The following is a 14,053-nucleotide window of genomic DNA, read 5'->3' on the forward strand; positions in this document are numbered from 1 at the left end:
ATGACTGATAAACCTTTCCAAACCATGAAAACACACACCTCAAACCCCACTTGGCAGGCATTCAAACAACACAAACGCGGCTGGTTCGCGTTGCGGGTTTTAGCCGTTTTGTTCGCCGTCGCGCTGCTTGCGCCTTTGTGGAGCAACGACAAGCCCTTGTGGATACGTTATCAGGGCGAATATTATTTTCCGCTGGTAAACGAATACAACGAAACCGTGTTCGGCGGCGATTTCGACACGCCTGCCGATTACCTCGATCCGCTGATACGCGGCAACATCACGTCAAACGGTAATTACGCCGTTTATCTGCCCAATCCCTACGACGCCGATACGCTCAATGATTTCGACACGCAGCCTGACCCTGCAAGTCCGTCCGAAAGGCACTTGCTCGGCACGGACGACCGCGGTCGTGATGTCTTGGCGCGTTTGGTTTACGGATTCCGCGATTCCCTGTTGTTCGCCCTTGCGCTGACTTTGGTAACGACCGTAATCGGCGTGATCACCGGCGCGGTGCAGGGTTATTTCGGCGGCAAGACCGACCTTTTGATGCAGCGTTTTATCGAAATCTGGGGCGGGATGCCGGAGCTTTACCTCTTGATTATCCTGTCTTCGTTTTTTAATCCCAGTTTGTTGATTTTGCTGGCGTTGCTGTCGCTGTTTGGTTGGATGGGGCTGTCCGACTACGTCCGCGCCGAGTTTTTGAAAAACCGTCAGGCAGATTACGTTTTGGCGGCGCGTTCGATGGGCGTGGGCAACCGCGCGATTATGTGGCGGCACATCCTGCCCAACAGCCTGACGCCCGTATTGGCGTTTCTGCCTTTTCGTATCTCCGGCGCGGTGCTTGCGCTGACCAGCTTGGATTTCCTCGGTTTGGGCGTTCCCGCGTCGCAGGCGAGTTTGGGCGAACTCTTGGCGCAGGGCAAGGACAACTTAGACGCTTGGTGGATAGGCTTGTCCACCGTCGGTACGCTGACGGTTATGCTGCTTTTGCTGGTGATGATAGGCGAGGGCTTGCGGCAGGCGTTTGACGTGCGCGCTAGGGGATAGTATAAGCACGGAAATTCTGAGGGAGCGCCCATTGATGGGCAACCCGTGCCTTTAGAAGTTTCAGACGACCTCTATAATATTTTACTCACTTCATTTTTAAAGAATTTCAATGAACCAAACACACAATACAAACTTCTACGAAATGCTGACCGCTGCCTGCCGTAAAAACGGCAAAGGGACTGCGGTGTTCAATGATAAAGAAAAAACCACTTACCATGCACTCAAGCAGGAAGTCGATGCCGTAGCCGCATATCTGCAAAATATGGGCGTCAAATTCGGCGACAAAGTGGCTTTGGCGGTATCCAATTCGCCGGAGTTTATCAGCGCCTATTTTGCCGTCTCCGCCATCGGCGCGGTTGCCGTACCGATGAATACGTTTTTGAAAAACAACGAATACGCGTATATTTTGAACGACTGTAAAGCGCGGTTTATGTTTGCTTCGGCAGGTTTGCAGAAAGAATTGAAGGGGCTGAAAAAACAGACCCGCGTCGAGAAAATCATTTGGATAGGAGAAGCGAAAGCAGCGGACGAAGCCGATGTGCGTTTTGAAGAAGCGCGCCGTTTTTCGGGTACGCCCGATTTGAGCCACCAGCCGAAAATCGATGATTTGGCGCATATTATTTACACTTCCGGCACGACAGGCCACCCAAAAGGCGCATTGATCAGCTATGGCAACCTGTTCTCCAACCTTGAGGGCATCGAGCGCATCTTTAAGATTACCAAACGCGACCGCTTCGTCGTGTTCCTGCCGATGTTCCACAGCTTTACGCTGACGGCCATGGTGTTGCTGCCGATTTATATGGCGTGTTCGATTATTTTGGTGAAATCCGTTTTCCCGTTCTCCAATGTTTTGAAACAGGTTTTATTCAAACGCGCGACCGTGTTTTTAGGCGTGCCCGCGATTTACACCGCCATGAGCAAGGCGAAAATCCCTTGGTATTTCAGATGGTTCAACCTCGTCCGTCTGTTTATCAGCGGCGGCGCGCCTTTGGCGGAACAAACCATCCTCGACTTTAAAGCGAAGTTCCCGCGTGCCAAGCTTTTGGAAGGCTACGGCTTGAGCGAATGCTCGCCCGTCGTCGCCGTCAACACGCCCGAAAGGCAAAAAGCCCGCAGCGTCGGCATCGCCTTGCCCGGATTGGAAGTCAAAGCCGTCAACGACGAATTGGTCGAAGTACCGACGGGCGAAGTGGGCGAACTCATCGTCAAAGGCGGTTCGGTCATGCAGGGCTACCTGAATATGCGCGATGCCACGGACGAAGCCATCGTCAACGGCTGGCTGAAAACAGGCGATTTTGTCACGATAGACGAAGACGGCTTTATCTTTATCGTCGACCGCAAAAAAGACCTGATTATTTCCAAAGGGCAAAACGTTTATCCGCGCGAAATCGAAGAGGCGATTTACAAACTTGACGCCGTCGAAGCCGCAGCCGTCATCGGTGTGAAAGACCAATATGCCGACGAAGAAATCATTGCCTTTATCCAACTCAAAGACGGCGAAACGTTGGACGAAGCCGACGTGCGCGCCCATTTGCGCGGACATTTGGCGAATTTCAAAATCCCCAAACAGATTTACTTTAAAGACGAACTGCCGAAAAACGCCACGGGCAAAGTGTTGAAACGGGTGTTGAAAGAGCAGTTTCAGAAATAATAAGCGTTCAGACGACCTCGGTTTGCGGGTTTGAATCAGAGGTCGTCTGAAAAGCAGAAAGCAGATGTTTGTTGGGCGCGATTTTTGTTCATCATCAGATATGGCTTACTGCTTCGTAAAGATTTCTGCCCGTGCGGCGGGTATTGCCGATTTGATTCCACCCGTTTTCCGTTTTCAGACGACCTCGATACCATGACAAAACCCATCCTTGAAATTGAAAACCTAAACGCCTTTTTCCCCGGCAAGCAAGTCCTGCACAATGTCAGCCTGAGCGTACAGACCGGCAGGAAACTGGCATTGGTCGGTGAGAGCGGCAGCGGTAAAACTGTGTTGGCGCAGGGCATTATGCGGCTGAATCCGCTGGTGTCGTTTGACGGTCGTCTGAAATTTGACGGCAACGATTTGCTGACCCAATCCGAACGTGCCCTGCAAAAGCTGCGCGGGCGGGAAATCGGCATGGTGTTCCAAGAACCGATGACCGCGCTTAACCCCGTGATGCGCGTCGGCGCGCAGATTGCCGAAGTGCTGACCCTGCATCTGGGTTTGGACAAAAAACAGGCATGGGCGAGGGCGGTCGAACTCTTGGCGGAAACCGGCATCCGCGAGCCTGAGCAGAAAGCCTTTGCCTATCCCTTCCAGCTTTCTGGCGGACAGCGGCAGCGGGCGATGATTGCGATGGCGGTTGCCGCCGAACCCAAGCTCTTGATTGCCGACGAACCGACCACCGCCTTGGATGTCGCCGTGCAGGCGCAGATTCTCGATTTGTTGGCGCGCTTGCAGCAGGCGCACAACATGACCATGCTCTACATCACCCACGACCTGAACCTTGTCTGCCGCTTTGCGGACGACGTCGCCGTGATGCGCGGCGGACGCATTGTCGAAACGGGCGCAGCGGCGGAAGTGTTCGCCCGTCCGCAACACGAATACACGCAAATGCTGTTGAACGCCGGCGCCGCGCGCAAGGTCGTACCTTTGGCGGACAACCCCGCCACCGTCTTGCAGGCGGAGCAGCTTTCCGTCGCCGTCAAAGAAACGGCAGGCTGGTTCAAAAAACGCAGCAAAACCCTGCTGGAGCCGGTTTCCTTCGATTTGAAAGCGGGCGAAACGCTGGGCATCATCGGAGAAAGCGGCTGCGGTAAAACCACGCTGGCAAAAGCCGTGATGCACCTTATCGATGCGGAAGGCCGTCTGAAAATCAACGGTGAAGCTTGGACGCGCGAATCGAGACGCGACATCCAAATGGTGTTCCAAGACCCGTTCGGCGCATTCAACCCGCGCATGAACGTCTTTAACATCGTTTCCGAAGCCTTGCGCGTCCACGAACCCGATTTGTCCCGCGCAGAAATGCGGCAGCGCGTGCAAGACGTATTGCGGCAGGTCGGACTGCCCGAAGACGCGCTCGAACGCTATCCACACGCCTTTTCCGGCGGACAACGCCAGCGGCTCGCCATTGCCCGCGCCATCATCGTCCGCCCGAAAATCCTCGTTTTGGACGAACCGACCAGCGCGCTCGACGTACAATGGCAGCAACAGATTCTGGAGCTGCTCGCCGATTTGCAGAAAAAACACGGTCTCAGCCTCATCATCATCAGCCACGACCTCGCCGTCATCCGCGCCCTGTCGCACCGCGTGATGGTGCTGAAAGACGGCAAAATCGTCGAAGAGGGCGGCTGCGAAACCGTATTTGCCAACCCTTCCAGCGATTACACGCGCCATCTGATGAGCTTTAGGGCAGGCTGAACTGTCGGATAGGTCGTCTGAAAAACATTAGCCAATCCCGATGGCAACCTTACAAAAAAGCTATTACACTTTTGCGACACTTGAAATTTTCAGCCCCAAGCCCTATCCTGCACAACATCTGATTCAATTTGACACAAAAAGGAAAAACTCATGAGCAGCGAACTGATTATCCACACCACCGATGCAAATTTCGAACAAGACGTTTTGAAATCCGACGTTCCCGTATTGCTCGACTTCTGGGCACCTTGGTGCGGCCCTTGCAAAATGATCGCTCCGATTTTGGACGACATCGCCGCCGAATTTGAAGGTCGTCTGAAAGTCGTCAAACTCAACATCGACGAAAACGAAGCCACCCCTGCTAAATTCGGCGTACGCGGTATCCCGACGCTGATGGTGTTCAAAAACGGCGAAAACGTCGCCACCAAAGTCGGCGCTTTGGCAAAAGGTCAATTGACTGCATTTGTAAACGCTTCTTTGGCTTAAGTTTCAACAACGCAAAAGGTCGTCTGAAAATTTTCAGACGACCTTTTTGCTATAATTCTCCATTTCCCCGAACCAAAAACAGGCGGCAATATGGAAGTCATCCAATACCCAAATTCCCCCTTCAAACTCCACCAACCCTTCCCACCCGCTGGCGACCAGCCCACTGCCATTGCCGGCCTGCTCGAAGGGCTTTCAGACGGCCTGGCCTATCAAACCCTGCTCGGCGTAACCGGTTCGGGCAAAACCTACACCATGGCCAACGTCATCGCCCAAAGCGGCCGCCCCGCCATCATCATGGCGCACAACAAAACCCTTGCCGCCCAGCTTTATGCCGAAATGCGCGAGTTTTTCCCTGAAAACGCGGTGGAATATTTCGTCTCCTACTACGACTATTACCAGCCCGAAGCCTATGTGCCCAGCCGCGATTTGTTCATCGAAAAAGACAGCGCGATTAACGAACACATCGAGCAAATGCGCCTTTCCGCCACCAAAAACCTGATGACGCGCGACGACGTGATTATCGTCGCCACCGTGTCCGCCATTTACGGTATCGGCGACCCGACCGAGTATCAACAAATGGTGTTGTCCGTCAAAGAAGGCGACACCATCGAGCAGCGCGACATCATCGCCACGCTCGCTTCCATGCAGTACGAACGCGGCGATTTGGACTTTAAACGCGGCAGCTTCCGCGTGCGCGGCGACGTGATTGACGTGTACCCCGCCGAAAGCTCCGAAAACGCCTTGCGCATCAGCCTGTTCGACGACGAAATCGACCGCCTCGATATGTTCGACCCACTTTCAGGCAGCCTGCACCAGCGCGTCGGCCGCTACACCGTCTTCCCGTCCAGCCACTACGTTACCCCGCGAGACACCGTCTTGCGCGCCTGCGAGTCCATCAAAGAAGAATTGCGCGAACGCATCGAATTTTTCGCCCGCGAACAACGACCCGTCGAACAACAACGCATCGAACAGCGCACCCGCTTCGACCTCGAAATGCTCTACGAAATGGGCTTCTGCAAAGGCATCGAAAACTACTCCCGCCACTTCTCCGGCAAAAAAGAAGGCGAACCGCCGCCCACACTGATGGACTACCTGCCCGACAACGCCATCATGTTCATCGACGAAAGCCACGTTACCGTCACCCAAATCGGCGGCATGTACAAAGGCGACGCCTCGCGCAAGCAAAACCTCGTGGACTACGGCTTCCGCCTGCCTTCCGCCCGCGACAACCGCCCACTCAAATTCCACGAATTTGAAAAAGTCATGCCGCAAACCGTCTTCGTTTCCGCCACCCCCGCCAAATACGAAGAAGAACACGCCGGACAAGTGGTCGAACAAGTCGTCCGCCCCACAGGGCTGGTCGACCCCAAAATCATCATCCGCCCCGTCGCCACCCAAGTCGACGACTTAATGAGCGAAATCAACGACCGCATCCAAAAAGGCGAACGCGTACTCGTTACCACCCTCACTAAACGCATGGCGGAGCAACTCACCGACTATTACAGCGAACTCGGCATCAAAGTGCGCTACTTACACAGCGATATCGACACCGTAGAGCGCGTTGAAATCATTAGAGATTTGCGGCTCGGACTGTTTGACGTACTCGTCGGCATCAACCTCTTGCGTGAAGGCTTGGACATCCCCGAAGTCTCCCTCGTCGCCATCCTCGACGCCGACAAAGAAGGCTTCCTGCGCTCCCACCGCAGCCTGATTCAAACCATAGGCCGCGCCGCGCGCAACGTGAACGGCGTTGCGATTTTGTACGCCGACAAAATCACCGACTCCATGAAAGCCGCCATCGACGAAACCGAACGCCGCCGCGAAAAACAGATTAAATTCAACGAAGAACACGGCATCATACCGCAGCAGATTAAAAAACAGGTCAAAGACATCATCGACGGCGTGTACCATGAAGAAGACGGCGGCAAAGGTCGTCTGAAAGGCAAAAACAAGGTCAAAGTCGGAGAAATCCACAACGAAGAAGACGCGATTAAAGAAATCGCCAAACTGGAAAAAGCCATGCAGCAAGCGGCTAGGGATTTGCAGTTTGAAGAAGCGGCTGTTCTTCGTGATAGAATTCGGGGGATTAAGGAAGGGTTGTTGTTTGGGGCGTAAAATTTATGCTTTTGATTTTATATAGTAATTATTGAGGTTTCAGTTATGTCCAATTTTGATGAAGTTGTTAGTACATATCAAAAAAATAAAGAGAGAGTAGAATCACTAATTCAGATTTATAAAAATCTAGGAACAGAAAAGAAAAAGGGGAGAAAGTCTGTTTTACATACAGATATATTACGTTCTTCAGTTGTATTTTTGCATGCATCTCTAGAAGAAGTAATGCGGGGTTTAGCAATTATTATATGGCCCACGAAAGATGCTAAATTTATTAATGATAGAGTGCCGTTATGGTCAGAGAAAAAAAAAGATAGATCTGATAAATTTTATTTAGGGGAATTACTTAATTTTGAACCTGACACAACAATTAGGGAGATAATCCAAGACTCTGTCAAACAATATATAGATTCAAAATTCACAATTAATAATGTTGGTCAACTAAAAAAAGAAATAACAGATTTAGAAATTTTTGTGAATATTTCTGACTCAGAAGCTCAAATATTAGAAGGTTTTTTTCAAAGAAGACATTCTATTGTCCATCATGCAGATAAAAATAATAATATTGGAGGAAGTGGAAACCATAGTACAAAAACAATTAAACCTAAGGATGTTGAGAAGTATATAACAGAAGTAGATAAGGTAATTCAGGCGTTATTTTGCGAAATGCAAAAGCAAGCGTAGCCCGTGTAAGGTATGTAGCAAGCGTAGGGTGGACACTTGTTGCCCACGTGTTCTTTGCTTGAGGCAGCCTGCATCTGCGTAAGCATAAATGCCCACCCTATATCCTAAAAAAGCAGCCTGCACTTTGAAACATCTCCAAAGTGCAGCAAGCCGTAGCCTGCATCCCTACCAACCGCGTGCGTGGCTGCGCCACATACTTTACCTGCGGGCAGCAAGCGTAGGTTGGGTCAAGACCCAACAAAACTGTTAAATTTCACAAAATGTTGGGTTTGCAACCCAACCTACATTTTGCTCAAGTGGCACATAATAAAAAGGTCGTCTGAAAACCGTGAATCTGTTTTCAGACGACCTTTGTTTCATTTCAGCAAGCGTAGGTTGGGTCAAGACCCAACAAAACCGTTAAATTTCACAACATGTTGGGTTTGCAACCCAACCTACATTTTGCTGTCCCTCATATCAAATATTCTCTTATTTTAGCACCTCACCAAAAATTTTCGGAATAAATATTGACTTTAACCTTAGGTCAAAGTTTATGATTTGTGCTCCTTCAGTTATCACATAGGCGAAAAACATGAAAAAACTTATGACTTTTATCACACTTAGCGCTATTGCAATTTCAAATTATGCCCAAGCTAATGAACAACCGCATCAAGCACACATGAATATGCCAATGTCGACAGATTCTGCAATGCAACAAGAATTAATGCAAGGCATGGATCAAATGAATCAAGACATGATGGCAGCTGCGCAATATAAAGATCCTGATGTTGCTTTTGCAGCAGGTATGTTGCCACACCATATTGGCGCAGTAAAAATGGCGGAAGTTGAATTAAAATACGGAAAGGATCCTGAAATGCGTAAGCTTGCTGAGGATATTATTAACGCACAACAAGCGGAAATTGAACAAATGCAAAAATGGCTTAAAGCACACAACAAAAAAGCAAGCCGTAGCCTGCATCCCCGCTAACCGCGTTCGTGGCTGCGCCACACACCCCACCTGAGGATGGCACAAACTTTAAAACCAAGGTGTAGGGTGTGTGCGGTACGCACGCACGCGTTCTTTGTCGTTCAAACCATTGTTTCAAACTTTCAGACGGCCTCAAACGTCGTCCGAAAACCTCTAGCATAAAGGTCGTCTGAAAACTGATTTGGCGTTTTCAGACGACCTTTTGCTGATTTTAGGCTGTCGATACAGTTATTTAAGAGCTAATTTCCTCCAGCGTCCTGCCTTTCGTTTCTTCGCCTAAAGCCAAAATTACCAATACAATCAGCATCATCACGCCGGCGAACATCATGAATATATTGCCGAATCCGCCGCTGCCGCCAATCATCGCGGCAACCGCCATCGGTGCAAGAATGCCGCCCGCCCGTCCGATTGCGCCTGCCCAGCCGGAGGCGAAGGCACGGAAGCGGAGAGGGTAGAGTTCGGGTGTGTAGGTGTATAAAACGCCCCATGCGCCGAGGTTGAAGAACGACATCAGGCTGCCCCACGCCATGACTTCGGCGGCGCTGCTGCTTTGCCCGAAAAACCACGCGCAGACGGCGCAGGCGGCGAGAAAGCCCGCCAAAGTCGCTTTACGCCCGATTTTTTCCACCAATGCCGCCGCCGCGATGTAGCCGGGCAGTTGCGCGACTATCATCACCAGCACATATTCAAAGGTTTTGACCACCGTATTGCCTTGTTCGACCAAGAGTTTCGGCAGCCAAGTAAAAATGCCGTAATAGGAAAAGACGATGCCGAACCAAACCAGCCAAAGCATCAGCGTGCGTCGTGCGAAAGGCTGTTGCCATAGTTGCATAAAACGGATGCGCTGTTTTTCCTGTTGCGGCGGTGCTACGGCTGTTGTGGCGGGCGTAATCCCCGCTTCCTCTTCCAAGCGGCTGACCAGCCGGTGCGCCTCGTCGGTTTTGCCTTGCGAGAGGAGGTAGGGTACGGATTCAGGGATGAATTTCAACACCAGAGGGATATACACAATCGGCAACGCGCCGATTAAAAACGCGCTGTGCCAGCCGAATTTTGGGATAAAGAAATAGGAAGCGAGTGCGGCGGCAAGCCAGCCCAAGCCCCAAAAACTTTCCAGCAACACGATGAACCGACCGCGTACTTTCGGCGGGGCGTATTCGCTGACCAATGACACCGCGACAGGGAGCTGTCCGCCCAGTCCTACGCCGACAAAGAAGCGGCAGGTAAGTAGTGTTGCAATGTCAGGTGCAAAGGCGCATAGGCCTGTCGCCGTGCTGTACACTGCCATGGTCGCGGCAAATACGGTTTTCCTGCCGAAGCGGTCTGCCAGCCAGCCGCTCGCTACCGCCCCCAGTGCCATGCCGATAAAGGCGATGCTGACTATCCAGCCCAGTTGCGCCGGCTGCAAACCCCATTCTTTGCCCAATGCGGGCAATATAAACGACACGATGCCGGTATCCATTGCGTCAAACAGCCAGCCGATGCCGACCAATACCAATAATTTGTAGTGGAACCTGCCCGGCGGCAATGCTTGCAGGCGGGAAAGAATGTCCATCTTGATTCTCCTTTGGGGTTTTGAGGAAGTATATATAGCAGATTCGCTTGATTTTTGATACGGTATTTGCCGGCGGCCGTCATTCCCGCGCAGGCGGAAAACCGTCGAAAACTTTGAACAACAGATGTTTGAAAAACGGTTGCCGAAATTCAAAAGTGGATTCCTGTCTGAGCGGGAATGACGGCATGGATGCTTTTGATTTGGTCTTACATTAGAGTTTTTGCGAAATTGGGTGTTACCGGAAAGCAGACCCGGTGCTTGAGCGTGTACTGAAAACGTTTGAGGCCGTCTGAAAATTTTCAGACGGCCTTTTCTAAACATCCATACCGTTTTGTGCACAATGCTCCCTTACCCGCGCTTTGCCGTCCGCGTCCAAACGGCGGTAAAGATTGATGACTTCCTCGGCGGAGGTGGTGTTTTCCGGCTGCGCCGTGCCAAACAGGGAGCGCACATAATCATCCGCCGGATGGTTTTGAATATCCTGCGGCGTATCGACCTGCACCAGCCTGCCTTGGTGCATCACGCCGATGCGGCAGGCGAGTTTGGCGGCTTCGTTCATGTCGTGGGTAACGAAAACGATGGTGGTGCCGAGTTTTTTGTGAATCAACGACACGGTTTCTTGAAGGGAAGCACGGGCGAGCGGGTCGAGGGCGGAAAAGGGTTCGTCCATCAACAAGATGTCGGGTTTGGCGGCGATGGCGCGCAGGATGCCGATGCGTTGCTGTTCGCCGCCGGAGAGTTCGTGCGGATAGCGGTTTAGGTAGGTTTCGGGCGGCATACCGACCAGCTCGAGCAGTTCGTTCACGCGCGATGTGCGCTTCGGTTTGTCCCAGCCCAAAATATCGGGCATCAGCTCGATGTTTTGCCGAACGGTCATGGTCGGGAACAGGGCGATTTGTTGCAGCACATAGCCGATGCGGTGGCGCAGCCCGCGGATGTCGTAATCTTTGATACGCCTGCCGTTGAAATAAACATCGCCGTCGGTCGGCTCGGTCAGCGCGTTAATCATGCGCAGCGTGGTCGATTTGCCGCTGCCCGAACCGCCCACCAACACGAAAAACTCGCCTTGATAAATGGTCAGATTCAGTTCGTTCACAGCGGTGTGGTTGTCGTAGCGTTTGCTGACGTTTTTGAATTCGATCAGCGGGGTATGTTCAGGCTGCATCATAAATATCCTTTGCAACTTCGACAAAACGGCGCGGCTCATGTTCCAATAATTTCGGCAGGTCGTCTGAAGCGGTGGCAAGTTCGCCTTTGGCAATGGCGGTGTAGGTGGAAACCCATGCTTCAATCTGCCAGTCGGGCGTATCAGGGTACGCGGCTTTGCGGCTGGCAAAGGCTTCTTCCATGGTTTCATTGTGGTAGCGGTGCGGTTTACCGGTGATTTTGGTTAGGACGGCGGCTATTTCAGTAAAACTTAATGATTGGGAACCTGTCAGCGTGTAGGTTTGATTATCGTGGCGGTGGTTGCCGCATGCGATGTCGGCGATGACGTTTGCCGCCGCTTGGGCAACATCGCGCTGCGAAACGCAGGCAACGCGCCCATCGTCGGCAGGGCCCGCGATGATGCCGTCTGCGTTGACAATCGTTGCCATCATCTCGCTGTAAAAATTGTCGCGCAGAAAGGTGTAACGCATATTTGTTTGCCGGATCGCATTTTCGGTAACCGCATGGGTGCGCGCCAGCGTGAAGGTGCTGTCCAACGCCGCCTGTGCAAAAGAGAGATAAACCATATGTTGCACGCCCGCTTCCGAAGCAGCCTGCACCAAAGTCAAATGCTCTTGTTCGCGCGTCGGGCTCTCGGCAGCGGACACCATAAACAGCACGTCCACCCCGTTTAACGCCTGCTTGGCAAGCTCCAAATCGTCATAGGCAAACCGCCGCGCTTCGCAGTTCGGCAGGGCGGGCGCTTTGGTGGGGTTGCGCAGCGGCAGAATCAGCGGCAGTCCGCGTGTGTTCAGATGACGGGCGACCATGCCGCCGATGTTGCCGCTGGCGCCGGTGATGGCGATGTTCATGGGGAACTCCTTGGGAAGTGGAGAGAAATAATAGGGGAAGGGTAGCTGAAAAAGAGGCTTTAGGGTAGACGGGTTTTCAGACGACCTTTTAGAAGTAGTAAAGGTCGTCTGAAAACCGATATGAAGATTTTTCAGACGACCTTCGAATCACAGAACTCATTTCTCCCGTTTCTGCTGCATCAGCCAGTCACGGGCGGGTTCGAGCAGGTAGGCATAATCAAACGAATACATATGCTCCGCGCCTTTGTTGGCGGTGTTTGCGGGAATTACTGTATTCGGCGTGAAGCGGATGAAGTTGATGCGTCTGCCTTGGGCAAGTATTTGTTGGACTTTTGCGTTTTGTTCGGACTGCGGCAGTTTGGCGGAAAACTCGGTTTCGGCGTAGGCGACTTTGTTTTGTCGCAGCATTTCGCCGACTTGCGCCATGCCTGCCGATGCCTTAGGGTCTCCGGCAGAAACGGTGTAGATGAATTTCGCCCGCGTTAACGGTTTCAACACGTTGATGTCCCATTGGCTGCCGACGAACATGGAAGCGGCAAAAAGATTCGGCTCAATGCTGTTGAGATAAAAGGAAATCATGCCACCCATGGATTGGCCCGTGGTGTAAACACGGTCGGGGTCAATCGGTTTTTCAGCCATCAGGCTTCTGACAAGGCGCAGGGTCATGCCGACTTCGTTCGTGGTTTGCCATTGGTCGTTTACCGCCGTTTCGGTGTAGGACGGCACGAGGACGAACGCGGGGTGTTTCGCCTGCGCTTCGTCGGTAGCCCAAATAATGCCGCCGTAGCCCTGCATCAGCGGGGCTTTCACGCCTTTGCCTGCGGTGCTGGCATCAGCGATGAACATCACCAGCGAGTATTTGCGGCCGGGTTCGAGGTTTTTCGGCGTGTAGAGGTTGTACTGCATTTCTTTACCCGTTTGCGGGTCTTTGAAGGTCAGCACTTCAAAACGCGGGGCGATTTGCTCGCGCAGGGCGAGCAGGCGGCTGTCGTAGGCTTTGTCCGCTCCGCCATACTGTTTGTCCCAAGCGGGATTTTGTGTGCTTTGGGCGGCGGGGCTGTTTTCAGCGGTGTTTTGCGTGGCGGTGCAGGCTGCCAGCAGCAGGCCGGCGGCGATGACGGTGGCGGTTTTTTTCATGAGATTACTCCTTAAAAGGTTGAGGGAAACAGTTAATTTGCTTTCACGCCCAAGCGGTTCAGCGCGTCAATGGCAGGCTGGGAAACATGGTCGCCACGTGCGACGGATTTCTGATACCAGCGCACGGCCTGGGTCATGTCTTTTGCCGTGCCGATACCGTTTTCGTAGCAATAGCCCAGCCAGTATTGCCCCGTGATGTCGCCCGCTGCGGCAGCCTGCGTGAAGTAGGCGAAAGCGGTTTGTGCATTTTTGGCGACGCCTTCGCCGTTCAGATACATCAGTCCCAGATAACGCGGCGCTTTCATATGCCCCGCCTGCTGCGCCTGCTCAAAGTAGGGCTTGGCGTGTCGGTAATCCTGTTTTTGATACAGGACGATGCCTTCGTCCAGCAGGGCTTTCGCCTGCTCGTTATGATGCGGAACGGCAGAACAGGCGGCCAGAAGGGCGGTAGCGGCAAGCGCGGATAGTTTGGATTTCATGGGTGTTTCCTTAAAGTGAGGGAAATGGGGATTTTAGGAATATCATGCGGTTACAGCAAGCGGCGGGGTGCAACAGGCGTAAATTGCGTCGAGATCCAACAAAACCGTTTAATTTTTCTAAAACGTTGGGTTTATCAACCCAGCCTACTTGTTTGGGAGGCGAAATTGTCTAAGTCACCGTCA

General features: G+C 52.3%; 12 protein-coding genes. 7 read left to right on the forward strand and 5 right to left on the reverse strand.

Features of this window, described 5'->3' with window-relative positions:
* The 7 genes from MON37_RS04110 to copM all read left to right on the forward strand — a co-directional run bounded on the left by MON37_RS04110 (position 1) and on the right by copM (position 8,684).
* Positions 1 to 1,047, forward strand: coding sequence for an ABC transporter permease (locus MON37_RS04110; RefSeq protein ID WP_039405278.1), 1,047 nt, complete (start codon positions 1 to 3; stop codon positions 1,045 to 1,047).
* Positions 1,048 to 1,156: 109 nt separating this feature from the next.
* Complete coding sequence (locus MON37_RS04115) at positions 1,157 to 2,698, forward strand: fatty acid--CoA ligase (protein WP_039405276.1); 1,542 nt, start codon at positions 1,157 to 1,159, stop codon at positions 2,696 to 2,698.
* Between the two features lie 192 nt (positions 2,699 to 2,890).
* A complete protein-coding gene (locus MON37_RS04120) occupies positions 2,891 to 4,438 on the forward strand; it encodes an ABC transporter ATP-binding protein (RefSeq protein WP_039405274.1) in 1,548 nt (515 codons plus the stop codon).
* Between the two features lie 150 nt (positions 4,439 to 4,588).
* Positions 4,589 to 4,921, forward strand: a complete 333-nt coding sequence (trxA, locus tag MON37_RS04125; protein ID WP_009312060.1) for a thioredoxin TrxA — start codon at positions 4,589 to 4,591, stop codon at positions 4,919 to 4,921.
* A 90-nt stretch (positions 4,922 to 5,011) separates the two neighbouring features.
* Complete coding sequence (gene uvrB, locus MON37_RS04130; protein ID WP_039405272.1) at positions 5,012 to 7,036, forward strand: excinuclease ABC subunit UvrB; 2,025 nt, start codon at positions 5,012 to 5,014, stop codon at positions 7,034 to 7,036.
* Between the two features lie 45 nt (positions 7,037 to 7,081).
* Positions 7,082 to 7,717 carry a HEPN domain-containing protein gene (locus tag MON37_RS04135; protein WP_039405269.1) on the forward strand — a complete coding sequence of 212 codons (636 nt, stop codon included), beginning with the start codon at positions 7,082 to 7,084 and terminating at the stop codon, positions 7,715 to 7,717.
* Positions 7,718 to 8,288: 571 nt separating this feature from the next.
* Positions 8,289 to 8,684 (forward strand): CopM family metallochaperone, encoded by a 396-nt coding sequence (gene copM, locus MON37_RS04140; protein ID WP_039405266.1) that lies wholly within the window; start codon positions 8,289 to 8,291, stop codon positions 8,682 to 8,684.
* A gap of 232 nt (positions 8,685 to 8,916) precedes the next feature.
* Here the strand turns inward: copM and MON37_RS04145 are convergent, their stop codons facing one another.
* From MON37_RS04145 to MON37_RS04165, 5 genes are all read right to left on the reverse strand, one after another.
* Positions 8,917 to 10,236: an MFS transporter gene (locus tag MON37_RS04145; RefSeq protein WP_039405263.1), complete on the reverse strand. Its 1,320-nt coding sequence runs from the start codon at positions 10,234 to 10,236 to the stop codon at positions 8,917 to 8,919.
* A 313-nt stretch (positions 10,237 to 10,549) separates the two neighbouring features.
* The gene (locus MON37_RS04150) at positions 10,550 to 11,404 is read right to left on the reverse strand and encodes an ABC transporter ATP-binding protein (protein ID WP_082013582.1); all 855 of its coding nucleotides are present in this window, start codon (positions 11,402 to 11,404) and stop codon (positions 10,550 to 10,552) included.
* On the reverse strand, positions 11,391 to 12,254 hold the full coding sequence (locus tag MON37_RS04155; RefSeq protein ID WP_039405258.1) for an SDR family oxidoreductase: 864 nt from the start codon (positions 12,252 to 12,254) through the stop codon (positions 11,391 to 11,393). The genes MON37_RS04150 and MON37_RS04155 overlap by 14 nt, the downstream gene beginning before the upstream one ends.
* Before the next feature lie 156 nt (positions 12,255 to 12,410).
* Positions 12,411 to 13,391: a carboxylesterase family protein gene (locus tag MON37_RS04160; protein ID WP_039405256.1), complete on the reverse strand. Its 981-nt coding sequence runs from the start codon at positions 13,389 to 13,391 to the stop codon at positions 12,411 to 12,413.
* Positions 13,392 to 13,423: 32 nt separating this feature from the next.
* Positions 13,424 to 13,870 (reverse strand): tetratricopeptide repeat protein, encoded by a 447-nt coding sequence (locus MON37_RS04165; RefSeq protein ID WP_039405254.1) that lies wholly within the window; start codon positions 13,868 to 13,870, stop codon positions 13,424 to 13,426.
* Positions 13,871 to 14,053 lie beyond the last annotated feature (183 nt).

Origin of the sequence: Morococcus cerebrosus (assembly GCF_022749515.1) — a bacterium.
Taxonomy (GTDB): Bacteria; Pseudomonadota; Gammaproteobacteria; order Burkholderiales; family Neisseriaceae; genus Neisseria; species Neisseria cerebrosa.

Excerpts from the sequence above, each read along its gene's own strand:
- MON37_RS04145 (WP_039405263.1), bottom strand. The coding sequence starts at position 10,236 with ATGGACATTCTTTCCCGCCTGCAAGCATTGCCGCCGGGCAGGTTCCAC.
- MON37_RS04155 (WP_039405258.1), bottom strand. The coding sequence starts at position 12,254 with ATGAACATCGCCATCACCGGCGCCAGCGGCAACATCGGCGGCATGGTC.
- MON37_RS04135 (WP_039405269.1), top strand. The coding sequence starts at position 7,082 with ATGTCCAATTTTGATGAAGTTGTTAGTACATATCAAAAAAATAAAGAG.
- copM (WP_039405266.1), top strand. The coding sequence starts at position 8,289 with ATGAAAAAACTTATGACTTTTATCACACTTAGCGCTATTGCAATTTCA.
- MON37_RS04165 (WP_039405254.1), bottom strand. The coding sequence starts at position 13,870 with ATGAAATCCAAACTATCCGCGCTTGCCGCTACCGCCCTTCTGGCCGCC.
- MON37_RS04115 (WP_039405276.1), top strand. The coding sequence starts at position 1,157 with ATGAACCAAACACACAATACAAACTTCTACGAAATGCTGACCGCTGCC.
- MON37_RS04110 (WP_039405278.1), top strand. The coding sequence starts at position 1 with ATGACTGATAAACCTTTCCAAACCATGAAAACACACACCTCAAACCCC.
- trxA (WP_009312060.1), top strand. The coding sequence starts at position 4,589 with ATGAGCAGCGAACTGATTATCCACACCACCGATGCAAATTTCGAACAA.
- MON37_RS04150 (WP_082013582.1), bottom strand. The coding sequence starts at position 11,404 with ATGATGCAGCCTGAACATACCCCGCTGATCGAATTCAAAAACGTCAGC.
- uvrB (WP_039405272.1), top strand. The coding sequence starts at position 5,012 with ATGGAAGTCATCCAATACCCAAATTCCCCCTTCAAACTCCACCAACCC.
- MON37_RS04120 (WP_039405274.1), top strand. The coding sequence starts at position 2,891 with ATGACAAAACCCATCCTTGAAATTGAAAACCTAAACGCCTTTTTCCCC.
- MON37_RS04160 (WP_039405256.1), bottom strand. The coding sequence starts at position 13,391 with ATGAAAAAAACCGCCACCGTCATCGCCGCCGGCCTGCTGCTGGCAGCC.